The sequence below is a fragment of the Bacillus sp. 491mf genome (assembly GCF_900112415.1).
Lineage (GTDB): Bacteria > Bacillota > Bacilli > Bacillales > Bacillaceae_G > Bacillus_A.
Map to the genome: position 1 here is coordinate 12,423 of NZ_FOLV01000006.1, position 26,515 is coordinate 38,937.

The 26,515-nt window shown below is 35.0% G+C and carries 24 protein-coding genes; 20 read left to right on the forward strand and 4 right to left on the reverse strand.

Annotated elements, in window-relative coordinates; translation table 11 throughout:
* The first annotated feature begins 19 nt into the window (after positions 1 to 19).
* Positions 20 to 916 (forward strand): DUF1835 domain-containing protein, encoded by an 897-nt coding sequence (locus BM211_RS08320; protein WP_051957240.1) that lies wholly within the window; start codon positions 20 to 22, stop codon positions 914 to 916.
* Positions 917 to 1,099: 183 nt separating this feature from the next.
* On the opposite strand, the gene BM211_RS08325 is transcribed toward BM211_RS08320, so the two are convergent.
* A complete protein-coding gene (locus BM211_RS08325; protein ID WP_090996285.1) occupies positions 1,100 to 1,942 on the reverse strand; it encodes a CPBP family glutamic-type intramembrane protease in 843 nt (280 codons plus the stop codon).
* A gap of 178 nt (positions 1,943 to 2,120) precedes the next feature.
* Here BM211_RS08325 and BM211_RS08330 point away from each other — a divergent pair, with 178 nt between their 5' ends.
* The 4 genes from BM211_RS08330 (at position 2,121) to BM211_RS08345 (ending at position 4,912) form a co-directional block, all read left to right on the forward strand.
* Complete coding sequence (locus BM211_RS08330) at positions 2,121 to 2,915, forward strand: DUF817 domain-containing protein (RefSeq protein WP_090996287.1); 795 nt, start codon at positions 2,121 to 2,123, stop codon at positions 2,913 to 2,915.
* 20 nt (positions 2,916 to 2,935) lie between these two features.
* Positions 2,936 to 3,289 (forward strand): hypothetical protein, encoded by a 354-nt coding sequence (locus BM211_RS08335; protein ID WP_090996290.1) that lies wholly within the window; start codon positions 2,936 to 2,938, stop codon positions 3,287 to 3,289.
* 173 nt (positions 3,290 to 3,462) lie between these two features.
* Positions 3,463 to 4,686 (forward strand): cytochrome P450 family protein, encoded by a 1,224-nt coding sequence (locus BM211_RS08340; protein ID WP_090996293.1) that lies wholly within the window; start codon positions 3,463 to 3,465, stop codon positions 4,684 to 4,686.
* A gap of 70 nt (positions 4,687 to 4,756) precedes the next feature.
* A complete protein-coding gene (locus BM211_RS08345; protein WP_090996296.1) occupies positions 4,757 to 4,912 on the forward strand; it encodes a DUF1540 domain-containing protein in 156 nt (51 codons plus the stop codon).
* Positions 4,913 to 5,185: 273 nt separating this feature from the next.
* Here BM211_RS08345 and BM211_RS08350 read toward each other — a convergent pair whose 3' ends face one another.
* Positions 5,186 to 6,418, reverse strand: a complete 1,233-nt coding sequence (locus BM211_RS08350) for a cytochrome P450 family protein (protein ID WP_090996299.1) — start codon at positions 6,416 to 6,418, stop codon at positions 5,186 to 5,188.
* Between the two features lie 402 nt (positions 6,419 to 6,820).
* On the opposite strand from BM211_RS08350, the gene BM211_RS08355 reads away from it, so the two are divergent.
* The 8 genes from BM211_RS08355 to BM211_RS08390 all read left to right on the forward strand — a co-directional run bounded on the left by BM211_RS08355 (position 6,821) and on the right by BM211_RS08390 (position 16,043).
* Complete coding sequence (locus tag BM211_RS08355) at positions 6,821 to 7,675, forward strand: Cof-type HAD-IIB family hydrolase (protein ID WP_090996302.1); 855 nt, start codon at positions 6,821 to 6,823, stop codon at positions 7,673 to 7,675.
* Positions 7,676 to 8,257: 582 nt separating this feature from the next.
* Positions 8,258 to 9,994: a PAS domain-containing sensor histidine kinase gene (locus tag BM211_RS08360; protein ID WP_090996305.1), complete on the forward strand. Its 1,737-nt coding sequence runs from the start codon at positions 8,258 to 8,260 to the stop codon at positions 9,992 to 9,994.
* A gap of 564 nt (positions 9,995 to 10,558) precedes the next feature.
* Complete coding sequence (locus BM211_RS08365; RefSeq protein WP_090996308.1) at positions 10,559 to 11,629, forward strand: CHAP domain-containing protein; 1,071 nt, start codon at positions 10,559 to 10,561, stop codon at positions 11,627 to 11,629.
* A 400-nt stretch (positions 11,630 to 12,029) separates the two neighbouring features.
* Positions 12,030 to 12,560 carry a hypothetical protein gene (locus BM211_RS08370; RefSeq protein ID WP_090996311.1) on the forward strand — a complete coding sequence of 177 codons (531 nt, stop codon included), beginning with the start codon at positions 12,030 to 12,032 and terminating at the stop codon, positions 12,558 to 12,560.
* Positions 12,561 to 12,571: 11 nt separating this feature from the next.
* Positions 12,572 to 13,246 carry a response regulator transcription factor gene (locus BM211_RS08375; protein WP_090996313.1) on the forward strand — a complete coding sequence of 225 codons (675 nt, stop codon included), beginning with the start codon at positions 12,572 to 12,574 and terminating at the stop codon, positions 13,244 to 13,246.
* Positions 13,243 to 14,664: a sensor histidine kinase gene (locus BM211_RS08380; RefSeq protein ID WP_090996315.1), complete on the forward strand. Its 1,422-nt coding sequence runs from the start codon at positions 13,243 to 13,245 to the stop codon at positions 14,662 to 14,664. The genes BM211_RS08375 and BM211_RS08380 overlap by 4 nt, the downstream gene beginning before the upstream one ends.
* 182 nt (positions 14,665 to 14,846) lie before the next feature.
* Positions 14,847 to 15,446 (forward strand): undecaprenyl-diphosphatase, encoded by a 600-nt coding sequence (locus BM211_RS08385; protein ID WP_090996317.1) that lies wholly within the window; start codon positions 14,847 to 14,849, stop codon positions 15,444 to 15,446.
* 90 nt (positions 15,447 to 15,536) lie between these two features.
* Positions 15,537 to 16,043, forward strand: a complete 507-nt coding sequence (locus BM211_RS08390) for a DUF3189 family protein (RefSeq protein ID WP_035431181.1) — start codon at positions 15,537 to 15,539, stop codon at positions 16,041 to 16,043.
* 45 nt (positions 16,044 to 16,088) lie between these two features.
* Here BM211_RS08390 and BM211_RS08395 read toward each other — a convergent pair whose 3' ends face one another.
* Positions 16,089 to 16,793: a hypothetical protein gene (locus tag BM211_RS08395; RefSeq protein WP_090996320.1), complete on the reverse strand. Its 705-nt coding sequence runs from the start codon at positions 16,791 to 16,793 to the stop codon at positions 16,089 to 16,091.
* A gap of 590 nt (positions 16,794 to 17,383) precedes the next feature.
* Between BM211_RS08395 and BM211_RS08405 the strand changes: the two genes are divergently transcribed.
* From BM211_RS08405 to BM211_RS26390, 7 genes are all read left to right on the forward strand, one after another.
* Positions 17,384 to 18,607 (forward strand): MFS transporter, encoded by a 1,224-nt coding sequence (locus BM211_RS08405; protein WP_090996326.1) that lies wholly within the window; start codon positions 17,384 to 17,386, stop codon positions 18,605 to 18,607.
* Positions 18,608 to 18,691: 84 nt separating this feature from the next.
* On the forward strand, positions 18,692 to 19,123 hold the full coding sequence (locus BM211_RS08410) for a GNAT family N-acetyltransferase (protein ID WP_090996329.1): 432 nt from the start codon (positions 18,692 to 18,694) through the stop codon (positions 19,121 to 19,123).
* A gap of 315 nt (positions 19,124 to 19,438) precedes the next feature.
* Positions 19,439 to 19,732, forward strand: a complete 294-nt coding sequence (locus tag BM211_RS08415) for a heterocycloanthracin/sonorensin family bacteriocin (protein WP_081904806.1) — start codon at positions 19,439 to 19,441, stop codon at positions 19,730 to 19,732.
* A 186-nt stretch (positions 19,733 to 19,918) separates the two neighbouring features.
* Positions 19,919 to 21,844, forward strand: coding sequence for a putative thiazole-containing bacteriocin maturation protein (locus tag BM211_RS08420; protein ID WP_090996332.1), 1,926 nt, complete (start codon positions 19,919 to 19,921; stop codon positions 21,842 to 21,844).
* Positions 21,841 to 23,784, forward strand: a complete 1,944-nt coding sequence (locus tag BM211_RS08425) for a TOMM precursor leader peptide-binding protein (RefSeq protein WP_090996335.1) — start codon at positions 21,841 to 21,843, stop codon at positions 23,782 to 23,784. The genes BM211_RS08420 and BM211_RS08425 overlap by 4 nt, the downstream gene beginning before the upstream one ends.
* Positions 23,785 to 23,806: 22 nt before the next feature.
* Positions 23,807 to 25,378 (forward strand): SagB family peptide dehydrogenase, encoded by a 1,572-nt coding sequence (locus tag BM211_RS08430; RefSeq protein WP_090996338.1) that lies wholly within the window; start codon positions 23,807 to 23,809, stop codon positions 25,376 to 25,378.
* A 225-nt stretch (positions 25,379 to 25,603) separates the two neighbouring features.
* Positions 25,604 to 25,747 (forward strand): hypothetical protein, encoded by a 144-nt coding sequence (locus tag BM211_RS26390; protein ID WP_090996341.1) that lies wholly within the window; start codon positions 25,604 to 25,606, stop codon positions 25,745 to 25,747.
* Positions 25,748 to 25,842: 95 nt separating this feature from the next.
* Here the strand turns inward: BM211_RS26390 and BM211_RS25850 are convergent, their stop codons facing one another.
* Positions 25,843 to 26,058: a hypothetical protein gene (locus tag BM211_RS25850; protein ID WP_141771609.1), complete on the reverse strand. Its 216-nt coding sequence runs from the start codon at positions 26,056 to 26,058 to the stop codon at positions 25,843 to 25,845.
* Positions 26,059 to 26,515: the final 457 nt, after the last annotated feature.

Here is a 26,515-nt window from a genome sequence, read left to right on the forward strand (position 1 = left end):
CATTCATAGAGGAGAAACGATGCAAAAAAAACTAATCGATCCATACATACAAAAAACTGATATCACGAAAAGCAACCATGTTCATATCATTTTTGGTCAGTCTGCAGCAGGATCGCTAAAACACGCTTTAAAAAAAGAAAAAATTCAAGAAGAACATGTATTGTGCTTTTCAGATACGCTTTCTGTTGGACCTCTATTTCATTTAGATGAAGAAGCAGGGCAAGTAGCGCGTCAACAATGGCTTCAGGAGAACATGCCAATAGAAGGTTACAATTACGAGGAATATTTGCCAGAAATGAAAGCCACTTTAGAAAAATTACAAGCAATCCCATCTCGCGTTCCGATTACAATTTGGACAGGAAATAATGCGCACGAACATGTGGGGCTTACTTTTGTTTTATATTTGTTAAAAGATACGACTCATAATGTATATGTTATAAATACAGCTGACGGATTTGATAAGTTGTTCCGCGAACCAAACATAGATTACACTGTGCGCCATACTGGAGAAATTGCACCTGAGAAGTTACTAGCAATACGCGGGGCATACAAAGAGACATCTCTTCTAACAAAAGAAGAGCGACAAGCACTTGAAAATGAATGGAAAACATTAAGAGAAGAGCACACCGTTTTACGTATTTGGGAGAATAATCGTGTTGTTTCTGTTTCAGAAGATTATATCGATAATTTTATTATACAATGTGCTAGAAATTTAGAAACTGATGGATTTACAGATCAATTCTATAAATCTGCTCGATTGGTCGGAGAAGTTTTAGGACATTTTGAACAATATGTAGGAGATTCTTTTATCGAATATCGCTTGAAAATATTGATACAAACAGGGATTTTTCATATGACAGGATCTTTACGTGCTATGAGATTTTATAGCGTACGATTAGCACAGCCAGAAAGATGATAGAGAACAAAAGGGGATGCATATAACAACATCTCCTTTTGTTCTTTTTATATAAATACGCGTCAAATATTCCCCATCTACAATTTGTAAATAACCCATGAGATAATCTCCTTACATACTACATGGGAAGGTTTTTTATGAAAAACCACCTATTAAAGAAAGAAATCGCTTTTTCATAACCGTCTATGAGAAAATATTGAGATCTTTTTTGATTCTGACTGATCTAAGAATCAGACCTATTCCCAAAAATAAAACTGTCGCAACTACTCCGCTTGCAGGGTTCAACCAAATATCGCCATTCTTAGTAAGTGTGATAGCTCCACTAATTGTCATCAAAAGGGTTGGAACCGCATCTTCAGCTGCATGCATTAATACACATGGCCACACTGAATTTGTGAGTCTGTAAATCTCAACATACATAACAGCCCATGCAACCATAAGCACGCACCCTGATAATATCGTACCCGTTCTAGAAAGGGATGTAAAGTATTCCTCTGGCAAAAACACTAAATAATATGCGGTATGCCATAAAGCCCAAATAATACCGGAAACAAGGTATATCAGCCAATCATTTAACTTAAGTTCTATAAGTTTAGGAGTTAAATAACCTCGCCATGAAAACTCTTCAAAAATATTTTTAATAAAATTACCTAAAAAAGAAACAAGTATCACAGAAATAGGCAACGAGGATTCAAAGTTAGAAACTTGAATAACTCCAAATAACCAAGCGATTAAAAGGGTTATGATGGTAACTATTGGATAGATAAGCAAGCCAACAGCATACCATTTTATATTACCTATTAGATTTAGTCTAATCCTAGAATTCTTCCAATCACGACCCGTTATCCGAAGCAAGAATGCCGTTAAAAACGGAAGAACTAACCATAATCCCATTCCTAAAGAACTACCTTTGGGTTGATCTTTAAGAAGCGAATCAAGTAATACGCCAAGCCAACCACTTATCAATGTTATTATAATGAAACAAATCAATCGCGGTCTTAATCGATTCTTGCTCGTTTCAGTCATCCATAACGTCTCCTTATAAGTCTTTTATATTTGGCAACTATTAAACATAAGATTACTTATATAAAAAGTAATATAAAGCTTTAATTTTCTAAACCTTCATAAAAACAAATAGGTTATAATGAATAAACGCTACGATTACCAAATCAAACGATTGATGCACATTTTAAGGAGAATAACAATGGTATATTTACGACAATTAATTTATTTTGGCTATCAACAAGCTCTTTCCTGCATTTTTCCTGTATTCATCTTTTTGACACTTGCTCTTTCGAAGGTGATCCATATTCCAGGTCTATACCGCTATGATTTCATCTTGCTTGTCTGCCTTTTTATTCAATATGGCATGTATAAAGCTGGACTTGAAACAAAAGATGAGCTCAAAGTGATTACGGTTTTCCACCTTATTGGACTGGCATTAGAAATATATAAAGTACATCAAGGTTCTTGGGCTTATCCTGAGCAGGCGTGGACAAAAGTGATGGGTGTCCCGCTTTATAGCGGCTTCATGTACGCGAGTGTTGCGAGTTATATATGTCAGGCATGGCGCAGGTTTCACCTGCAAGTTCAAGGGTGGCCAAATGCGATATGGACAATTCCACTAGGAGTAATGATTTATTTTAATTTTTTCACACATCACTTTATGTATGATTTTCGCTGGGTTTTAACGGCCTTATTATTTGCAGTGTTTTTTCGTACTTATGTACATTTCTCTTTACAAGAGATTACATATAAAATGCCGCTTGTTCTTTCATTTTTCTTGATTGGTTTTTTCATTTGGATTGCAGAAAATATCGCCACGTTCTTTGGAGCGTGGCAATATCCTAATCAACATGGAACGTGGAAACTCGTTCACATTGGAAAAATTAGTTCATGGTTTTTACTCGTTGTCATTAGCATAATGATTGTGGCACAACTAAAACAAATTAAAATTAAAAAAAGCAAAAATTCCTCTAAAAGTATGTCTTCATCCTAAATAAAAGCGGGTGATTAGTCTTGAAAAGAAGAAGAGTAATAGCCTTTTTTACATGTATTGTAATAGTTACTTTTGTAATAGGGATTTCTGCATATAATAAAATAAGTCATGAAAATGATTTAGATTGTAGAGCGAGTGCTATTCAAATCAAAGCTGTTGCGGTAGATCATACAGATCAGCCGCTATCTGGTGTAAAAGTGTATGAAGGTTCAATTGCTAATAACGAACGCGCTGTCACAAATTCACAAGGAGAGTTTCAATTTTACTCGGGTGTTTGCGGCAAGATTACTTTACTATTTATTACTCCCGATGGAGATACATACACAAAAACATACAACAGGGAAGCCGTTCCTAACATCATAAAGTTAGAGTAGTAAGTCATATAGTTCAACAAAAAAGAGATGTACATTTATACATTTCTTTTTTTGTTTCAATATAAAAGGCAATATTCAGGCGGAATTTTCTCAACTTTTATAAAAGTCAATACGTTATAATGGTCATTAGGTGCAATGGTCACCAAATATTTCTAAAGGTGGAGGTTATCGGTATGTCTTCAAATAACGAAATGAATCGTAACACATTACCTGAGATCCAATTAACTTCGGCTGCGTTTAAACATGAAGCATATGATATTTACAAAGAGTTACGTGCATCTCATCCTGTTTATCAGGTATATCCTAACGCATGGCTTATTACAAGATATGAAGATGCAGTAAGTTTATTAAAAGATACACGTTTACTGAAGGATGCTAAAAATGTATTTAGTAAAGAAGAGTTTGAGGCCTATTTTACACTAGAAAATGGAGAATATTTGAGAAAACATATGTTGAGATCTGATCCACCTGACCATAGTCGCCTACGATCCCTTGTTCAAAAAGCGTTTACCCCGCAGATGATTTTACAGCTGAAAGATAACATTCAATCCATTGCTAATACTTTATTAGACAAAATAGAACATCAGCACACTATAAACCTCGTAAATGATTATGCTTTTCCACTTCCAATTATTGTGATTAGCGAGATGCTTGGTATCCCTCAAGAAGACCGAGATAAATTTAGAATTTGGTCACATACGGTTATTGATTCTCCAGATACACTAGAAGCTATTCGAGAAACTGATAAAAAGTTAGGTGAATTCATTGATTATTTACGAGATTTAGTAGATAAAAAACGAGAAAATCCTTCAAATGATTTAGTGAGTGCATTAATACAAGCAGAAAGTGAAGGAACAAAATTAAGTGCCCCGGAATTAAATTCAATGATTATGCTGCTCATCGTCGCTGGACACGAAACAACTGTCAATTTAATCACCAATATGACTCTAGCATTGCTTGAACATCCTGATCAATTGCTACTTCTACGTCAAAATCCAGATTTGATTGACTCAGCAATTGAGGAGTCATTACGATTTTACAGTCCAGTTGAAATAACGACTATGCGCTGGGCAGCAGAATCATTTACGTTGCATGGTCAAAATATTCATCCGAAAAATGAGGTTATTATTTCCTTAGCCTCTGCGAACCGCGATGAAAAGATATTTCCCAACGCTCATATTTTTGATATTACAAGAAAAAATAACCGTCATATCGCTTTTGGTCATGGTATTCATTTCTGCCTTGGTGCACCGCTTGCTCGTTTAGAAGCGAAAATTGCAATTCCTACTTTATTACATCGTATGCCCGATCTTAAATTAAAAGGAAAACGAGAAGATTTAAAATGGAGTGGTAATTACTTAATGCGATCATTAGAAGAATTACCATTATCTTTCTAGGCGAATGGCTACGAAACAGTATGACACCTCTCGATGCTGTTCATACTAAACAAAAAGGAGGTGTCATACTATGGCTCAAGATGTCCTTTGTGAAGTAAACAATTGCAAATATTGGGGAAATGGAAATAAGTGCAATGCTGAATCTATTTATGTAATAAGTCATACAGGGAAAGAAGCATCTGATAGTAAAGAAACAGATTGCAAAACATTTATACCAGAAGTTTAAGTCTCTAAGGGTAGCCCAATGTTGGTTACCCTTGTTTTATGTGTATTATTGATAATAACAATCATGTTCATACTTATTTTACATACAAAGAAAACAAAAATTTTTGTTGAACCCCCATATAACAAATAAAAGAACTCATTTTAATCCATATTTGTTCAAAATGAGTTCTGTTCCTTTTAGTTGAAATCAACATGTATATGATGCTTTTGATCCATCTTTATTCCAATCCAATAGCTAATTCGACCATCATGGGTACTAATGTCGCATCACAGGTTAGAAAACCACTGGTAGATTTGCAAGAGAACGGAATTTGCTATAGTTATAAATCAGTTGATCCGGTTCGATTGCTAGGCGAAGCTTAGGAAACCGCTGTAACAATGTCCCAAATGCAATTTGTCCTTCTAGACGCGCTAGCGGAGCTCCCAAACAGTAGTGTATACCAGTGCCAAATGCTAAATGATTATTTTCCTTCCGTGTAATATTCAATGTTTCTGGAGAAGGGAATTTCTGTGGATCAATATTTGCGGCAGCTAGAGAGAACAGAACTAATTCGCCTTTGCGAATCTTTTTTCCATGTATTATTATATCTTCACCAGCAAAACGGTTAGCAATCATAATTGGACCAGCATAGCGCAATAGTTCGTCGACGGCGGAAGGGAGTAGGGAAGGATTATGCCGCAGTAAATTCATTTGTTCAGGATGTTGAAGCAACGCCAGTACGCCATTACCGATTAGATTGACTGTCGTTTCATGTCCGGCAATAATGAGCAGCCAGATTGTCGAAAGAAGCTCGTTCTTACTCAATTTGTCTTCTTGCTCTTGCGCTTGAACTAGTGCGCTCATCAAATCATCATCAGGATTTAGGCGCTTTTCGTTCAGCAAAACTTCGATGTAATGAATAAACTTTTCGAGTGTTGCAGTAACTGCAGTCATCTGACGAGGATCTAGAGCAGCGTTCATGAGTTCTTGTGTCCATTCGCGAAACTGGTTTCGATCAGCTGCGGGAATCCCGAGCATCTCTGAAATGACAATAAGAGGGAGAGGATAAGCAAAATCCACAATAATATCCATCTTTCCTTGTTCCTGTACAGCAGCCAACAATTCGTCGGCAATTTGCTGAGTACGGGGACGAAGGTTCTCGATTATACACGGTGTAAAGGCTTTAGAGACTAGCCGACGTAGGCGCGTATGATCAGGAGGATCTACCGTAAGCATATTTGGCATATTCATTATCCATTCAAACAATTTACTCACAGATGTATTCTCCTCAATGGATGTCTGCTTATCATGGGGCGGTGTGAATTTTCGCAAATCTTTGAGGAAACGGGGATCTTTTAGTATAGTAACAACATCATCATAGTGCAATGCGACCCATGCCCCTCCCATGCCATAAAAGTCATCAAGGTAAAAAAGACGCTCTTGTTGCTCGATGAGGTTTTTATAGAACATCATCGGATTACGCATAGTTTCCGGCGAGTTAAAATCGCCAATAGTGATTTTTTTCATTCGTTTCCTCCTTGTCAGTATAACTAGTGAATAATATGGCGTTCATACTCCTCTTTAACGTACAGCTCTATGACCGTAAAACGATTCATCTGATTCTTAGACGTAATCAAATGACTATATTTCTCTTCAAGAGCAAAGAAAACAATTCCTTCTTTTTCAACCTAAGTAGAAGAAAAAGCAAACACGTATCTTGGTTGAACCAATCGGGCTTTTACGGGCAGTTATCCCCCACCTATCTTCTTCGTTTCTCTCTTAACCTTGAGGTGGGGGTCTTACTGCCCGTTAATGCGGGATAAATGTTTTCTCTTGACCTGAAATGCGTTTCATACATTATAACTAAGATGTTGCACATGAGAACGATATCATTTATCGCATATATAGAAACGAAAGTAGGAGACAGTGATGAAACTTATCGCAATTGATTTAGATGGAACGCTTCTTACATCAAAGAAAGTAATTAGTGAAGAAAATATAGCAGCTATTAAGGAGTGTCAAGAAAAAGGGCATGTTGTAGCTATTTGTACAGGGCGCTCTATGACAGATGTTCAAAAGCTTTTGGAAGAAACAAATTTACAATGTCCAATTATTGCAGAAAATGGTGCGATTTTGTATTTGGATAATGAAATGTTGCAACGATATCCAATTACAAATGGACATGCAGAAGAAATCGTTGATTATTTAGAAGAAAAAAATATATCTTACCAATTGTATACAGATCAAGGTGTATATATTCCAGAATACGGAGAAAAAATCATTCAACTTGAGATGGATTTTATCATTAACTCGGATATGCATGTTGATGAAGAAGAATTGAAACAAATCGCAGCATTATATTTACAGCATACTGAAACGAAAACAATCGAAAGTTGCAAACCGCTATTTTCAGAGCCAGTTCATATTCATAAAATTCTCCCATTCTCGTATCAAAGGGAAAAATTAAAATTATTAAAGAAGCAATTCATAGATAACGAGGAGCTATCGATTACGGCATCTTACTGGCACAATCTAGAGATAAATCATATTCATGCTCAAAAAGGGAACGGCTTATATACACTAGCAAATCATTTAGGAATATTAAAAGAACACACCGTTGCAATCGGTGATGGTTTAAATGATATGTCTATGATGGAAAAGGCAAATATATCAATTGCAATGGGGAATGCAGTGGAAGAGATTCAAGTACTTTGTCGTTACAAAACACTTTCAAATGATGATCACGGTGTTGCTCATGCACTTCGCCATTATGTTATTGGATGAACTTAATTTGCTATTTAGACCACGGCCTAAAAGTGTTAAAAAAGCAAAGAGGATATGAGCAGAAAATTGTTCTTATAAGTTCAATTATTTAAATTTCATACTATATAAATGCAAATAAAAAAACGACATAAAAACCCTCTTTCTGTGTAGGCGGGCAAGAGCATCTGGCCATGCATAGAAGCGGTCAAGGCCTTTTTCTACCACATGCAAGGTTTAAAACAAAAGGAGAAAGCAGGGAGTGCAGGTCATGTCGTATTCTGCATAGCAGCGACTTATAAAGAAAAGTGGAGCCGACTGTTTAGGAGGCAGAGCTAGACAAAGATGTCGAAAAGTTAAAATGAATATATAGTGAAATATGCAAAAAAGAACAAAGTATGTCGAAATTTGTTCTTTTTTGTGTGTTTTTATCCACTTTTCTTCTCTATCGTATTGAAAAATAAAAAAATTCCTAAATCACACTATTTTTCTATGTACCTTGATGAATTTAATTCGTATAATGGAAAAGTTGAGTAAATTTACAAATTAAACACAATTGAAAAATCAATATATACATGTGAATTACAGATATAGGAGTTGGCGGATATGTATCGGCTTACAGAACTTATTGATATACAAGAAATACAAACAATGGCAGAACAATTTTATTTTTTAACACATATTTCACATCAGCTTCTTGATTGCGATCAAGAGACAATATTTCATTACGGCACACAATCCAATGACACAAATTTACATACAAAAATTCATATCCCGATTATAATCAATGAACACGCTATTGGTGATTTTATCATTTTTTCTCCACAAGATCATATTGATTCTTGTACAATATATTTCAAATCTCTTGTAGCACTTATGACTAATATAGGAATGAATAAATTGCAACAACTTCAAAAGAAGCGATCAATACCTACTGAAAATTTATATACTATTTTACAAAACATGCCTGTGATGGTTGATGCATTTGCTGAAGAAGGTACGTTTTCGATATGGAATCGAGAATGTGAACTCGTAACAGGGTATAGTGCAGCTGAAATTGTTAACAATCCTCACGCATTAGAACTGCTTTATCCTGATGAAGGATATCGAAATCAAGCGCTAAATGAATTTTTCGTTCGTGGTAAAAACTTTCGTGATTGGGAAATGACGCTTACTTGTAAAAATGGTGATAAGAAAACGATTATGTGGTCAAATCTATCAGAAGAATTCCCTGTTCCTGGGTATAGCCACTGGGCAATTGGTGTCGATATTACACATCGAAAAAAGATTGAAGAAGAGCTCATCCAAAAATCCTCAGAGTTAGAACTAATCTTTAAAGCACTTCCAGATTTATGCTTTTTAATAGATCTAGATGGAATAATTTTTGATTATAAGGCTGGTTGTTCAGAGAAATTTTATATGCCTACTGAACAATTTATGGGCAAAAGTTTTCAAGATGTTTTACCTTCTGATGCTGCCGAGCAATTACATGAAGCAATTATAAAGGTACAAGAAAATAATTCTATAGAAGTTGTAGACTACTCCTTACCGATGCATGATAGTGTGTATTATTTTGAAGCACGATGTTTACCGCTTTTAACAGATACAATTATGATTCTTGTTCGTGATATTACAGAACGAAAAAAGACAACTGAACTATTGAATAAATCAGATACATTAGCCGCAGTTAGTCAACTTGCTGCAGGAGTTGCACACGAAGTACGAAATCCGTTAACTGTCATTAAAGGATTTATACAATTACTACAAATTCAAATGAGTAATGATACAGATTATTTTCCACTTATGATTTCTGAAATTGAACGCATTGAATCTATTATTCATGAGTTTTTATCGATTGCAAAACCGGAAATTATTTCTTTTGAAAAAAAGAACCTTTGTTTTATATTAGAAAATGTTGTCTCATTAATTAACACAAAGGCAATTATGACAAATATTCATATCACATTCCAAACGGATCCTCAATTCTTATATATAGATTGTTGCGAAAAACAGTTAAAACAAGTATTTATAAACGTTCTACAAAATTCTATTGAAGCAATGCCAAACGGAGGAAAGATCATAATTACTGCCAAGAAGACAAGCGATACTGAGGTAATGATTTGTATTTCCGATGAGGGAGTAGGTATTCCGGAAGAAAGAATTATAAAACTTGGAGAACCTTTTTATAGCACAAAAGAAAAAGGGACAGGAATTGGCTTAATGATTAGTTATAAAATTATTGAACGTCATCAAGGCAGAATTTTTATAACGAGTAAGGTTGGAGTAGGGACTTCAGTGAAAATCTACTTACCAATTTCTCAAACTTATATAAATGCAAATTAAAAAAACGACATAAAAATCACTTTTTTAAGGGAGGACGAGAGCGTATGGCCGTGTATTGAAGTGGTCAGCGCCTTTTCCTGCCACCTGCCACATTCGGGATTTAAAACAAAGGGAGCCGGCAAGAGTAACGGTCAGATGTTCTTTTTTATTTAAGTGCAACGGTAAAAACAAAGAGAAAAAACATGTGCAAGTGATGTAAAACAATACTTATAATTAACTCCTCTAATTTTTGTCCATGCCAGGATACTTACATATTTTCGAACTCTATTTCTTCCTGGGGTACAGACCCATGTCCATCAAGCTAAGAAATCAAGTTGCCCCATCACCATCAAGTTAAGAAATCACGTCACCAAAAAAATAAAAAAGCTAGCCTACGATAAAATTTAATTTATCAGAAGTGAATAACTAGGCTTTATTTCTCCCTCTAGATGGCCATTAAAGTGCTATTAGCCAAAATAAAAATGGATGTTGTGCTAAAATTAATGTGAGATTGTGAAAATTTGTACTTAAACCAAAGGTCAATTTTAGTCAAGAAATAAAGTGGAATAGGAAGTGGGATAAGCTGTGAAAAGTTCAAGACACAGGCTTGAAAGTATTCGTGTACTTGTTAATGAAATACTTGATTTGGACAGCGGAGTTAACAGGCAAAAAGCTTATGCTCAACTTAATGGAGTATCATCTTTCGCTTCGATGCTTGCAATGAAGAGAGGATTAGAAACAGAAATTGCGGCTATCACAGGTTTGCTTCACAACTATTATTTCTATAAAACTGGTATCAGTTATTTTCCGGGTATTAATAGTGCTGAAACCGTTAGACCGATCATAAGAGATTTAAATATTTTTTCTAAGGATGAACAACTTACCATTCTTCGGGCAATATTCTACCAGAATCAGCGTGGGAAAGTCCACGGTCCATACGATGAGTTAATCAAAGATGCTATTATGCTCAATAATTTCTTTCAGAACTTGGATCACACCGTATCTCATATGGATGTTCAAAGATTTCATAATGTATTTGGTGAATTATCCATTCCAAAGGACCAATTTGAAGAAGTAGTTCCAACTAATCATAATGAAAAGATTACAAAAAACGAAAAAGATAAACGAAGCTTGTTGGCCGATATTTCAGAAGAACTAGCAAGTCAAAACATTATTGGTATTCCGGAAAATAAACTGTATACGGAAATTTGCCATTATTGGCCTGATCCAGATATATATAAAGTACTCCAAGGGAATTGGTGTGCAGCATTCGTATACCATTGCTGTATGCAGGCAGGAATTTTGCTGCCGATACGTTATCCAAACGGTAATTATCGACTAGCTGGTGTAGGTGCTATATTTGAGTGGGCTCTACTGCCCGAAACTGGATTTTTTTATTATGATGACCAGAACTCTAGACCACAACGCGGCGATATAGTTATTTATGAAAAACTTTTATCAAATAATTCTCACGACCATATTGGAATTGTCCTTGATCGCGAAGACCAGGAAATTCTTGTCGCAGAAGGGAACAGAGATAATGAGAACTATTCAAGCGTATTTCGTAGGTGTAGGGATCGCAACATTCTAGGCTATATTCGAATCGACAATGAATACGAATTTCATTTTGATGGTGACTATAATCCTATCATTTAAATTCTGTGCACCAATAGTTTATTAATATGTAAGTTTGATATTTCTCCCTTCTTATCAAACTAACGAGAGTTAGAAAAACATTTCATTATTTAAAAATAAAAAATATTCGAAGTGAAGAGGGGGGATATAAAACTCTGATTTTTCTATTTACTGTAGAAAAATCAAGGTTTTTAACCTCTAAAAAATAGCTTAGCGTGGGTCTTATGTCAAAAAGATGGGTTTCTATATCGAAATTTACTTAACGTGTTTTTTTCGATTGCGCTGTCTGTACCCCTTCTTTAAGAACTGATTATGCATTTTCTCATCTAATTTTAATCTTCCTTTCATCGTCTTTTCCATTTTTATGGTTAGAATATAAACGAACAATCACTTTCCATAATTACAGAAGGAGGAGGGGGAATTGTCAAAAATTTTATTAAATCAAATTTTTCATCTGTCCATAAAAATTATAGGGGCTTGTATTATTGCATTTGGTGTTGCAATGTTAGTTTTGGATTTTATGTTAGGGAATCAAATAGCATTAAAAGGTCTGAATAAAAATCTTGGATCCCTCGCAGAATATGGAGCAATTGCAGCAGGTTCCTTATGGTTATTTCGTAATATTTGGTTGTTTTTGCATAAGAGGAAAGTAATAGTGGCCAAATACACAAAAGAACTTTATATGTTATTAAAGCGGTATCATACGTTTATCGGGTATGCGGTTTTTGCGGTTTCTGTTAGTCATGGGATATATTTTTTAATAGTAGGTAGCCGTCATATGACTCTTATTTATAGTGGCATTTTCACTTTAATAGGATTAATTCTTCTTGTCATAGCTGGTATACTTTTAGACAGACTGAAAGATAAGAAAAAATATGTAACGTATCGTAAAGCTCATCAAATTGTGGCTATTATATTTGGAATTGGATTACTTGTTCACCTTGTTGTATAGGAGTGAAAATATTGCAACGTATTTTAATTATTGAAGATGAAGAAAGTTTAGCGGAATTTTTAGAGTTAGAACTAAAGTACGAAGGATATGCAGTAGACGTTGTGTATGATGGAAGAAAAGGGTTAGAAACGGCTCTTGAACATAATTATGACATCATTCTTCTTGATTTAATGCTTCCAAGTCTTAATGGAATAGAAGTATGTCGCCGATTACGTGCAACAAAGGAAACACCGATTATTATGTTAACAGCTCGTGATAGTATTATGGATCGTGTAACCGGATTAGATAGCGGTGCAGATGATTATTTACCAAAGCCTTTTGCCATTGAAGAACTATTAGCAAGAATGCGTGTGATTTTGAGACGAAATCAAAAAGAAGAGCATAAAACTAAACTTCTTTTAAGATTTAAAGATTTAGAACTTGATGTAGAGTCTCGAACTTTACACAAAACAGCAGAGATAATTGAGTTAACAAATAAAGAATTTGAGTTACTTATGATGTTTATGAAAAATGTTAATCGTGTTTTGACAAGAGACATGCTTTTAGAGCAAGTCTGGGGATACAATGCAGTCGTAGAGACGAATATAGTAGACGTATATGTTCGTTATTTACGTAATAAATTGAATAGCCATGACAAAGAAAACTATATTCAAACTGTCAGAGGCGTAGGATATGTGATGCGATGATGAACCAAATTAAAAATCGCATCCGAAACTTACCTGTAAAGTGGAAATTAACACTATGGTCCAGCACATTATTATTTGTCTTATTTTCTTTATATAGTATTTTTCAATATGTCATTATTGACCACTGGACGCTTGATTATGAAAAAAAACAAATAAACAGGCAAGTAACAGAAATTGAAGCTTATTTTAAGAATGGTAATGCAAGTTTTTCCGCAGATGCGATTGAAAACAGCAAGGATTTTCTTGCAACTATAAATGATAAACATCAAATGATTCGAATTTTGGATGCAAAAGGAAAGATACTGGTTACTGTTTCACGTGACTTTAATCCGAATTTAGTTGTGCCCAAATACATCAATGAATCTGAAACTTCTATGACAAGGCATTATGAAGATAGAATATTTGTACAGCGCACACCGATTACAACCCATACTTTTACTGGTACAATTGAAGTTGGACAAAACTTTGAAGCTTTTGATCATTTAATGAAGCTTATTTTTCTCGTTATGATAGCTGCTGGTATCGGCGGATTGATACTTAGCTTTTTAGGCGGTACCATTCTTGCAAAGCAACTTCTACTAAGTGTGCAAGCTATTACAGATACGATGAATAAAATTAAGACAAACGGATTAAAAGAAAGGGTACCAATTCACGAAAACAATGATGAATTTGCCAAGCTCGGATTGCTTTTTAATGAGCTAATGGACAACTTAGAAACATCCTTTGTACAACAAAAACAATTTGTTGAAGATGCATCGCATGAATTACGTACACCACTTGCGATTATTCAAGGACATCTCTCTATGTTAAAGCGTTGGGGAAAAAATGACCCTGCAATCTTACAAAAATCGTTAGATTCTAGTTTAAAAGAAGTAGATCGTCTGAATAAGCTTGTATCAGAGTTGTTAGAATTATCCCGAGCAGAATCAGAACAAATGTATTCTATCGCAGCCGAGCCTGTACATGCAGATTCAGTAATAGAACAAGTTATACAAAATTTCGAATTGCTGCATGCGGACTTTCACTTTGATAGACAATTACACGCGAATCATGCATGTGTTTCTATTCCTGCTTCTTACCTTGAACAAATTTTAGTCATTATAGTTGATAATGCGATCAAATATACAAAAGAACATGAAAAATACATTTGCTTGCAAAGCGCGGTAGAAGAAGAAAAAATTAAGATCACCATTACAGATCGAGGAGTCGGAATACCAGAGTCTGATTTACCATATGTACTAAATCGTTTTTACCGAGTCGATAAAGCAAGAAGTCGAAAACAAGGCGGAAATGGATTAGGACTTTCCATCGCAAAGCGCCTTGTAGAAAAGTACAATGGACATATTATAATAAACAGCAAAGAACAAGAAGGGTCGACTGTTACCTTATTGTTTAATTGTCTTAAAAGCGAGAAGTAGATTATATACTTCTCGCTTTTATTTGTGGACTTAGCATAACGAAGAAAAATGAGAAAAAGATGAGAAAAAATTAAAGAGCATTTCATATTGCTAGTGTATACTGGGGAAATCAACGAAATAGGTAATCACTAATGATATAAACTTGGTGATTATGTACTGAATGTAAACAAGGAGAGACTTATATGAATTACACAATATTCCACTGGATTAATAATTTTGCAGGATCCTCTGCTTTGTTGGATAAGGTGATGATATTTATTACAAATAGCGCACCTTATGTTACAATGATCTTGATGTTTTCTTTATGGTTTAGCAACAGTCAAAAGGAAGAAGCTATTCGGAAGCAATATACAGTACTGTATACAGCACTTTCTGTTTGTATTGCTCTACTTTTAAATGTTTTGATTCATGCACTTTATAATCATCCACGACCATTCGTCACATATCATGTACACAAACTAGTACCACATGCGGCGGATTCTTCATTTGTAAGTGATCATGCTGTACTTGTATTTTCTATAGCATTTACAATGATTTTACGTGGAGAAGCTTGGAAAAATATCGCATTGCTTTGGGCTATACTAGTTGGTATTTCACGTATATACGTTGGTGTCCATTACCCAGCAGATATTATAGGTGGAGCTGTTTTATCTTTCGTAACAAGTGCATTAGTTGTCAAATATACAAATAAAGTAGAACCTTTAGCACGTATCGTGTTTCAGATTTACGCTAAAATAACAAAACGAATTCCATTGCTATTTAAGTACAATCACACAACTTGAATTGTCCACGTCTTATAAATTCGTTTTAGATTAGAATGCAAATAATTGGTCATAATAGTAGTCATGTACATTAATTTAAAGGATGATAGGATGATTTATATTTATACCGATTATGGCGGGACACATACAACTTCATTAGCAGCGGCGTATCATTTGAAAAAACTACCAACTGATCGGAAACTTACAAAAGATGAAATATTAAACGTAGATTATTTTAATAAACTAAAAACTTCCGATATGGGAAAAATTATTTTTCACGGAAGAGATGAAAACGGCGATCCTGTTTATACAGTCGGTCATGGTGCATCTAAAGTTGTAGTTCCAGCTTTAAAAAATTTAAGTATATTATTACAAGATAAATTTCAAAACCATGAAAAAATTGTGTTTTCTAACACATCACCAACTGTACCAATTGCTATGACATTTGGTGGTTTATTTTCGAGAAGGTTAAAAATTGATTTTATTGGTGTACCGCTGTTAGTTATCGGTGCAAAACAAGCTTGTGATAATATAATCAGGCTCGTAAATTATACAAAACAGGCTGGAAGATTAACAAACGAAGATGTTGTAGTATTAGAAAATGAAAACTTTAAATAATGTATCAAAAAAGGATGGCTAATCATAAATTAACCATCCTTTTTGTTATACAATCTCAACTTTTTTTCGAATGACAATCTTATCAATGTCATCTTCTTCATCACCGATATATAAACCACGTTCTCTTAAATACATTTCAAAATATAAATCCGCTTCAGCACGTTCATCGTATGGCTTTACGGATAAAACAAAACCTAACTTATGTTGATCTTCTAATTCCACAGTTGAAATGTATGCTGGAATTTTATTACGTAAAAATAACTCTTTAACCGGAATAATCATGTCTTTCATTAACTTTGATAAAAGAGACATTTCAAATTCAAAATTAAAACGATCAATACTTGAAAGGTCTGCGAAAACGACGCCAATGAAACCAGTATTAAAAACTTCTTGATAATGTTCTTCTTCAATATTTCCGTTATAAAAGTTCTTTTCAATTAAAAAATTTTTAAAATAAGCAACGCCTTCAGTTTCTTTAAAAGGTTTCGTCGAAAGAATAAATCCAATTTTCTTTTGCTTATGCAAATATGCACATGATAAGTAAGCAGTGACACCATGTTCAGCAAAAAGAGAACTTGTTGCTTGCGCGAGACCATCTAATACATGATGCGTAATATGTAATCGTTTACGAGAAAAGTAATATGATTTTTTTTGAAGTTCTAATGTATCGATAAACACAGAGCCAATAAAGCCTGTATTTGAAATAGTAGGAGTATGCTTTTTTCTTCCTCTGCGTTTAATTTGAGCCAATGAAATCCATCCTTCCTAGTACCCTCCCAATAGCGGAGGAGACAAAACGAACGTTTGTTCTTATAATTATATTCTACTATTTATTCGTTGAAAAGTAAATGTTTTTATCCTCAAAATAAACAAAAAGATGCCTCAAAAAGGCATCTTAATTTAGAATAGGGAAGAGTACTTATCCCATAATATTATGTATATTTTTATTAAGAAACAGATACAAATTCTTCTGCATCTTCAACGTCTAAATGGCAATCCATTGTACGCACTTCTTGATCTTCGTGGCTTCCGAAATAAATAGTAATGTTCATATGTATCGCTCCTTTATTTTAGGAATACCTAAAATAATCGTTTATTGTATTTTATTATATACTACTTTCCACATTCATACAAACTTATCATGATTCTAAAAAACGTTTCTTTAATATTAAGAAAATTGTTATAATAACTCTATCTATATTGAAGGAGGAAAAACAATGCAAAAAACACTAAAAACATTCTCAAAAGTAGGAAGAGGAGTGAATATCAACTAACGTAATATTGCACTCCTGCGTCCTAAATCCATTATGAAAAATGAATAACGGAAAGTAGGAGAACAATTGAAGAAACAAACGATCGCAACGCATAACATTTCGATTTTATTTTGGGTACAATTTTTTGGAACGATTAGTTTTTTACAGCCCGTGATGACACTGTTTTATATGGAAAGGGGTTTAACGGCAGCTAATATATTTATAGTCATGATGTGCTGGAGCGTGGCAGTACTTGTTGGGGAAATTCCAGCTGGCGTTTTTGCTGATCGCTTCGGTGCAAAATTATCATTTTTGACTGGCTCTATTATAAAAACTGGTAGTATTTCTATCTTATTATTCGCAGATAACCTATGGTTGTTTTGTCTATATAGTTTATTGAACGGTTTGTCAGTTACATTTTTCTCCGGTGCGGACGAAGCGTTAATTTATGAGTCACTAAAAGAAAACAATGAGCAACATGCAATGGATCAAGCAATGGGAAAAATCCAATCAGCTGGTTTCATTTCCATGCTAATCGCCGTAATCTTCGGGGCGTATTTCGCTAAAGATTTACGAGAAGAACAATTTACACTTTTAATTGTTCTTGGAATAGTATTTCATATAGTAGAACTTGCTTTACTATTTTTCATCAAAAGTCCAAAGAAGTTATCATCCTACCGAGAAGAATCTTTTTCACAAGTAATTGAAGGGATAAAGGTTATTCGTAAAGCACCGCAATTGCTTATTATGTTTTTAAACGTCTCGCTTGTGTTCATTCCAGCTAGCGCAGTATACGACACATTTAACCAACCGTTGTTTACGAAAGCAGGCCTTCCTGTATTTGCAATTGGTATTATGTATGCTTTAGCTGCTATCCTAGGATATTTTTCTTCCATTTCAATTGGATGGCTGACTAGCAGATTTTCACGATCAATTTTAATGAATGTAACAGGTGGTTTAGCTGTTAGCGGTTTACTGTTATCAACGTTTTTCGGAGAAACATTGTGGGTTATATTAGGAGCATTCTTTATGTTACGGTTCGTACGTGCAATTCGATATCCAATTTACTCACAGCTTAGTAATGACATAATCCCGTCTCATGTCCGGGCAACAACAATTTCATTGCTATCAGTTTTAGATTCAATATTAGATCTTATTATTTTCGGGGCACTATCATTCGTAGCTGTTAAGTCATTACCATTTGTATTTGCGGGCTGCGCATGTATTGCATGTATTGGAATGTTTTTGCCAATAAAAAAAGTTGATGCGAACGATGCGGCGCAACATAGAATGAAACGAAGTATAGAATGAAATATTCCTCCAAAGTGTTCTATAAACTTTGGGGGATTTTATGTTACACCATAAGACATTTTGAAATAGATGGAGGTCAATCCTATGTTACATATAGAAAAAGCAAAACCTAATGATTTACAATGGATTCATTCTCAATATGAAAAGGCTAATTTTGTACCATCACATTTAGAAAATGAAGAGATTGCAATAGCATATGTTTATGGTCAAAAAGCTGGCTTAGGAAGATTAGTAAAAATTGATGAAAACAACTTTGAAATGGGTGGGATATATACGTTAGAAGACTATAGAGGAAAGAAAATTGCTGATAGTATCGTTGCATTTCTTATTAAAGAATCTCGTAAACTTCAAATTCAAAATGTATATTGCATTCCATTTGAGCACTTAAAGCCTTTTTATAGTAAACATGGATTTCAAGAAGTAGTAGATTTAGCTTCGGTTCCTAAACAGATTACAAATAAATATAATTGGTGCTTAGAACAATATGATATAAAAACACTGTTAATGAAAATATGAGGAGCAGACTAAAAAGGCCACTTTTTAGTCTGCTCCTTTCACTTTTTGGTATGATTCAGCTCAGCGAATTGACTACTTATACGTCGAATCGCCGATGTATTTCAAAAAACGGCCGATAACGGAAAAAAGCGCTGACTTCAAATAGAAGAGCTTATGCTAAGTTACATAATTCTAAATTAGGCATTTGAACAAGTCACAATACCTAGATATAGGTCATACTTTGTTGGAGAGTGCAATTCAAAATGGTCTATCGTCCATTTGTTACAAGTCGTTTTTTCGTAATGACTTGCAAATTATATACTTGGAGGTAATAAAATGAATAATTTTCAACAAGAACTTCAAACGTTAAATTTAAATGACTATAATGCTGGAAATGTTGTGTATTGGGATAGTCAAATTCCTTCTCCATACTATATTGATAGCGACTATACTCGTCGTTGCGGTGGCTGTGGCCGTTGTGGCGGTGGTGGCCGTTGTGGAGGATTCGGTCGTTGTGGATTCCGTTGTGTTGGATGCTTTGGATGCTTTGGCTGTGGCGGTTGCGGTGGATGCGGTGGATGCGGCGGTTGTGGCGGTGGATTCTGCGTGGACGGATTCTGCTTTATTTAATTCCTATTTTTTAATTGAAACTTTACTTAAAGAAAAGCGTTTCTACATGATCTTCATTGTGGTGACGCTTTTCTATAAGTATGATAAACCACACTTCTTTTTTTCGTTTGACATAAGAAAAAATAGGATACATAAAATTGTTATGATGAAGGTTTTTGATGCAATAAACAGTGAAGGAGGAGTACAATGACAAAATTAAACTCTTCTACGCGTTTGAAAATGAAACGAGATACCTTTTTTCTCTCTAATCCAAAAGGAGAAGTGTATTTTAGAAATAATACAAGTTCATTCCGTATGGAAGGGAAGTCAATTAATCAATGGATTGAAAAACTGGTGCCAATGTTCAACGGAGAATACACATTAGGAAGCTTAACAGATGGTTTATCTGAGCCATATCGAAAGCGAGTATTTGAAATAGCAGAAACACTATATAAAAATGAATTTGCAACAGACATAAGTCAAGATCATTTACACCAATTGCCAGAATGTATTCTCGAAAAATACGCATCTCAAATTGAATTTTTAGATAACCTCGGCGGTTCGGGTGCGTATCGCTTTCAATCTTACCGCCAAACGAAAGTATTAGCCATTGGTTCGGATTCATTTTATGTTTCCCTTATTTCTGCATTACTTGAATCGGGGTTACCGAAATTTTATATGATGAATACTGATTCAGTATCAACCAATAAAAGACGAATAATTGAACTAATAGAGCATGCACAAGAAACAGATCCTGAAGTAGCGACTGAAGAAATTTTTTTGCAAAATGAAAAAAGAAATGCTTTGAAAGATGCGTTGCAGCCATTTCAGGCGATTTTGTATGTATCACAAGAAGAAGACATAGAGGAATTAAAAATTCTTCATGCTATTTGTAAAGAAGAAAAAAAGATTTTTATCCCTGCCATTTTTAAGCAAGGAGTCGGGTTAGCCGGGCCACTCGTACACCCGGAAAATGATGCTTGCTGGGAATCAGCTTGGCGCCGTATACACAAGTCTGCATTTCCTAAAACTTCAGGAGAACACACTGTTTCTTCTACAACTGAAGCGATGTTAGCAAATGTAATTGTATTTGAATTGTTCAAAAAAGTTACAGATGTAACAAATGATACGAAAACGAATCAAATTTTTTTACTAAATTCCGAAACATTAGAAGGAAACTGGCACTCCTTTTTTCCTCATCCATTAGTAAATGAGAGAATGGAAATTGAATGGGTCCAAGATATTAATACGAGAATGAAACAAAACTCAAATATAAATGAATCGAATGAATATACTCTTAACTTGAATTCCCTAGTATCTAAAGAAGCAGGGATTTTTCACGTTTGGGAAGCAGGTGACTTAAAACAACTGCCATTGGCTCAATGTCGTATTCAAACAGTTGATCCGTTGTCAGAAGGACCCGCTGAATTATTACCAGATATGATTAGTACAGGTTTAACACATATGGAAGCTAGGTACGAATCTGGATTAGCTGGAGTTGAGACCTATATATCACGAATCGTTCGTTCCAAGTTTTCTGAAGATGAAGATTTTCTAGGAATCGGAGCTGGGGAAACGATTGCAGAATGTGTAATTAGAGGATTAGAAAAATGCTTGGATGAAGAATTTCGTAAGAGACAACTACAACAAAAAATTGCTGTTTTTCCCCTGCAATTAGATGGAGTAGAAGATGAACGCTGCCGATATTATTTGCAAGCACTTACCACAATGCAAGGAACACCTACAATTGCGTTAGGAGAGGCTATTTTTAACTTTCCGGTTATTTGGATTGGTACGAATAATCGCTGGTACGGAAGTGTAGGCGTTAATAGAACAATAGCATTACGGAAAGCATTACAACAGGCACTAATAGAAGTACAAAATTGTGACGATTGCCTCGCATCACAAACAATAGAGAATTCATCCGTTTTATTACAAGATAAAACGCCATTACAATTCGCCATTTCTTCTTGTGAAAACTTGACAGATGAAGAGATATTACAATCTGCTGAACAGACACTAAAACAAAATGGAAAACGGCTTTACGTATTTGAAATATCGCTAGAAGAGGTCTGGAAAGAGGAATTGGCAGGAATTTATGGAGTATTATTGGGAGAGGAGGAATCCTATTGAGCTCTTCCATTTTAATAATTGGAGAAGGACTATTGGCAAAACGTGTATATAAAGAATTAGCTGAACAGTATGAAATCAATCAACAAACAGATTTTGATCGGAAAATTCCAGAAACAACCGATTTAGTTCTTGTGTTACATGATAATTGGAATCCTTCATTTCATACAGAGGCAGAAAGTGTACTTCAATCAACGAATATTCCTTGGCTGCGAGCCTTCGTTTCATTTGGAAAAGGAATAATCGGTCCGCTCGTTCGCCCTGGCACATCGGGCTGTTCTCAATGTGCAGATATACGCCGTACTTTTGCAGGGAAAGATTCGAAAGAGATGTGGCGAATATTACAAAACCTAACAACAAATAAGGAAAGCCCCCGAGACATATGGGCATCAAATAATGGAATATTACAGATGACACATCTTCTGTTAAATGAGGTGCAGTGCATTTTACAGGATGATTATGCACGATTAGAAGGTCACGTATGTTTCGTGAATTTACAAACTTTGAAAAGCTCCTATCATTTTTTTCTTCCTCATGCCTTATGCCTAAATTGTAGCCAATTGCCTAATGATTCATCACATTCAGCTAATATTACATTGCAATCAAGCCCGAAGATTAATATAAATAATTATCGTTGTCGTTCAATCTCTGAACTAAGTAAAGTATTGGCCAATGATTATCTAGATTATGAGACTGGTTTTTTAAATGATAAAATGTATAACCTTACACCTCCATTTGCCGAGGTAAGTGTAAATCTTCCGCTTCTTTTTGGAGACGAAGGAACAGCTGGTCGTACCCATTCATATGCAACTAGTGAATTAACTGCCATTTTAGAAGGATTAGAACGATATTGCGGGCTAGAACCGCGTGGGAAACGTACTGTCATCAAGGACACATTTCGTAATATAGCTCATCAAGCACTTAATCCTCTTGAAGTGGGTGTACATGCAAACGAACAATATATACAACCTAATTTTCCGTTTAAACCGTTTCATCCAGATCGTCCAATGAATTGGGTATGGGGTTATTCTTTTTTGCAAGAACGTCCCATTTTAGTTCCAGAACTACTTGCTTATTATAGTTTAGGTGGTAAAGATGGTTTTGTTTATGAGACTTCTAATGGTTGCGCATTAGGTGGCAGTTTAGAAGAAGCCGTTTTTTATGGCATTTTAGAAGTCATTGAGCGCGATTCATTTTTGCTAACTTGGTATGCTGAGCTTCCTCTTCCGCGTCTTGATCTTTCTTCTGTCGATGATCAAGAGTTGCAGTTGATGGCAGAACGTGTGCGTGCAGTAGGGGGATATGATATACATTTGTTTAACTCGACAATGGAGCAAGGAATTCCAAGCATTTGGGCACTGGCAAAAAACAGAAAGAGGGAGGGATTAAATATTATCTGTGCAGCTGGGGCACATTTAGATCCAGTGCGAGCGGCGAAAAGTGCAATATATGAATTAGCTGGCATGATGTTAACGCTTGATAAAGAATTTGAGGAGAATCGCAAGAAATATGTACAAATGTTCCATAATCCTTCCCTTGTGAAGCAAATGCCTGACCATCCGATGGTATGTGGTTTACCAGAATCAGAAGAACGGTTTCAGTTTTTACTAGATAAAAATCGCCCGGTACAAACATTTACTGAGGCATTCAAGCAGAAAACAAGACATGAGGATTTAACAGATGATTTAAAAGAAATACTTCAGATGTTACACCAGTTGAACTTTGATGTGATTGTAGTAGATCAGACTGCACCAGAAATAAAGCGAAATGGATTACATTGTGTGAAAGTAATCATTCCAGGAATGTTGCCAATGACATTTGGGCACCATCTTACGCGCTTAACTGGTTTAGATAGGGTATTACACGTGCCAATGAAACTTGGATATGCGCAGCAATCGCTAACGCATGAACAACTCAATCCACATCCACATCCGTTCGCGTAAGTGATGATTAGGAGGGAGAAGGGTGAGTTTAGAGACATTTTTGAACAATTTGCATTTTAATACTGATGAAGCAACCTCTTCAACTTGGGAGGTAGATTGGGAAGACGGGCCACTTCCATATAAACTTTATCAGAACCTACCGGGAATTCCGTTATCTTCAGAAGTAACATTAACACTTGAAAATCTCGAAATTTCAACAGAACCAAGCCTTCGTGAAATTGGTCATTTTCTCTGGTACGTATTTGGGATTACTCAATTTTATCAGTCAACCGGACCAACACCAGAAGTAAATGTTATGCAGTCGTATCGGAGATTTGTTCCGTCGGGCGGAGCTTTATATCCAAATGAATTATATATATATTTAAAGATGGAAAATGTCCCTGTTGGTATTTATCACTATGATGTAGCGCACCACCGCTTAGTGTTATTAAGAGAAGGGAACTTTGATTCATATGTAGACCGGACTCTTGGTAATAGTTGTGACACATCCGCTTGTTTCGGTGTTGTTTTTGTATCGACAATGTTTTGGAAAAATTTCTTTAAGTACCATAACTTTTCTTATCGTTTGCAAGGATTGGATGCAGGCGTGTTAATCGGACAATTGTTTGAAGTAGCAAAACAATTTCAGTTCAACTCAAGCGTGCATTTTCAATTTCTAGACCGGGCCATCAATCATTTACTCGGCTTATCGGAACAAGAGGAGAGTGTATATGCAGTTATCCCTCTATCGATAAATTCTGAACACCAAAAGTTCAATCATGAAAATGATGATACGAATATAGAAGTCTCCGCCACTCAATTATGTGAAGAATTACCAACTATTCATCATAATCACTATGTCCGATCACGAAAGATTGCAGAGTATCCGATGTTGATTCAAATGAATGAAGCATCTATGCTTGAATCAACACAATCATTTCAAACAATCAAGAGTGAAATAAATAGAATGCATGGTGGGCAAGCGTTAGTTCTTCCTCGTATAAAGCGAATGTCGTATGACTTAACAGCAGCGTGCCAAAATCGATTTTCACCGGAAATGGATTTTACTTTTAAGAAAATGAGTCAAGAACAATTGAATACGTTATTGCATGAAGCGACTGATTCTTTTGCCTATCAAAATGATTTAGATTCAAATTATGAAGAAATCGCATCCCGTGTTTCCATATACGTATGTTTATTTGGTGTTGAAGGTATCCCAAACGGCGCTTATCATTATGACAGTAATACTCATACATTACGACAAGTACATCTTGGAGATCATAGATTCTTACTACAAAGCGGGATGACACTTCACAATGTGAATCTTTTTCAAGTGCCGCTATGTCTACATGTAGTGGGGGATAAAAATCATCTTAAAACTGAACTAGGATATAGAGGATACCGTATTCAACAGATGGAAGCAGGAATCCTTGTACAAAAATTATTGTTAGTAGCTTCTAGCCTTGGTCTAGGGGGACACCCGCTTCTTGGGTTCGATGTAAATTTGTGTGACGAACTTTATAGGTTGGATGCAGAAGAAGAAACGAGTCTTATCCAAATTCCGATTGGTTTCCATCGTCAGCGTCCTTGGTTGAGAGGGAATTTGCGTAGTTAAAAACCATGTAATTTATAAGGAATATGAGACAGCTTGGATTCGCATGAATTCAAGTTTTTTTTATGTAATTTGATTGAAAATGTTTTGTTGTCAAAGATCAAAGTAATTTCATTTACCGTATTTTTACATTTAATGATATTAATTCATGTTTCATGGCTCCAATAGAGTAAAAAGAATAATATAGGGCATGACTACATTTAAAAAGATGTGAAGGAGATAACGAAAATGAACAAACATCCTAATGAAAATAAAAAACAAAACATAAAAAAATTAAATACAGAAGAAAATGCTATTTATAGTGATCCAAAAGATTCAAGTAATATGCAACCACTACCACAACCAAAAGATTATGATGAAATAGAGTATTAATACAGTAGAAAAAAGGGACAAAAACAATTTCGTTTTTGTTCCTTTTTTCGTTACTGAGTAGCTAGTGATTATTCACTATATACACTTTTCTCGTACTATTTCCAATTAGGAGGCGGAAAAGAAAGAAAGGCTAATGAATCAATTAGTTCAATCGTGATGGTGTTATCATCAGTAATCGTAATTTCTACACATGCAACAAACGGTAACGAAATAATAATTACGTCATCATCAATTATAACCCCTGATGGACATGTATCGAAGTCACTTATAGACAGCTCTATATTTGCACCTGGAGCAATTATAATTTCCAAACATATATTTATGCATCGTTCGAATACGTAAGCGATTGTACATCTCCCCTTTTTATATGTAGATAGGCACATAATGTAGCGTTTGTAAGAACAATATTGAATAGAAAACTACAAAATATGTTGGCTATCTTTTTTATTACATCTTTAAAGGTAGTTCTTATACCATTCTATTTACAGATATACCTTCTTGATTGGACAGGTTATCTATTTATAAAAAATAACGTATGTAGTAATTATTTGGTTGAAGAAATTACCTAGCGTAAAAAAGTAATATATAGGCTCGTTCTCCTTGGTATACATTGAAATAACAATTTCTCCTAGATCGTTTGCTAATCTGGAGCTACTTAGTTAGCGGTAAAAAACATATTCATATAGGTAATTTATTGGAGGGGTAGGAAAAGGAGTAACAGTCGGTGTAATCGGCAGAGGTGTCGATGCGAATCATCCTGATCTAATA

What these genes read in the sequence shown, in the direction of transcription:
- BM211_RS08320 (WP_051957240.1), top strand. Translation starts at nt 20, where the DNA reads ATGCAAAAAAAACTAATCGATCCATACATACAAAAAACTGATATCACG.
- BM211_RS08325 (WP_090996285.1), bottom strand. Translation starts at nt 1,942, where the DNA reads ATGACTGAAACGAGCAAGAATCGATTAAGACCGCGATTGATTTGTTTC.
- BM211_RS08330 (WP_090996287.1), top strand. Translation starts at nt 2,121, where the DNA reads ATGGTATATTTACGACAATTAATTTATTTTGGCTATCAACAAGCTCTT.
- BM211_RS08340 (WP_090996293.1), top strand. Translation starts at nt 3,463, where the DNA reads ATGTCTTCAAATAACGAAATGAATCGTAACACATTACCTGAGATCCAA.
- BM211_RS08345 (WP_090996296.1), top strand. Translation starts at nt 4,757, where the DNA reads ATGGCTCAAGATGTCCTTTGTGAAGTAAACAATTGCAAATATTGGGGA.
- BM211_RS08350 (WP_090996299.1), bottom strand. Translation starts at nt 6,418, where the DNA reads ATGAAAAAAATCACTATTGGCGATTTTAACTCGCCGGAAACTATGCGT.
- BM211_RS08355 (WP_090996302.1), top strand. Translation starts at nt 6,821, where the DNA reads ATGAAACTTATCGCAATTGATTTAGATGGAACGCTTCTTACATCAAAG.
- BM211_RS08360 (WP_090996305.1), top strand. Translation starts at nt 8,258, where the DNA reads ATGTATCGGCTTACAGAACTTATTGATATACAAGAAATACAAACAATG.
- BM211_RS08380 (WP_090996315.1), top strand. Translation starts at nt 13,243, where the DNA reads ATGATGAACCAAATTAAAAATCGCATCCGAAACTTACCTGTAAAGTGG.
- BM211_RS08385 (WP_090996317.1), top strand. Translation starts at nt 14,847, where the DNA reads ATGAATTACACAATATTCCACTGGATTAATAATTTTGCAGGATCCTCT.
- BM211_RS08390 (WP_035431181.1), top strand. Translation starts at nt 15,537, where the DNA reads ATGATTTATATTTATACCGATTATGGCGGGACACATACAACTTCATTA.
- BM211_RS08410 (WP_090996329.1), top strand. Translation starts at nt 18,692, where the DNA reads ATGTTACATATAGAAAAAGCAAAACCTAATGATTTACAATGGATTCAT.
- BM211_RS08415 (WP_081904806.1), top strand. Translation starts at nt 19,439, where the DNA reads ATGAATAATTTTCAACAAGAACTTCAAACGTTAAATTTAAATGACTAT.
- BM211_RS08420 (WP_090996332.1), top strand. Translation starts at nt 19,919, where the DNA reads ATGACAAAATTAAACTCTTCTACGCGTTTGAAAATGAAACGAGATACC.
- BM211_RS26390 (WP_090996341.1), top strand. Translation starts at nt 25,604, where the DNA reads ATGAACAAACATCCTAATGAAAATAAAAAACAAAACATAAAAAAATTA.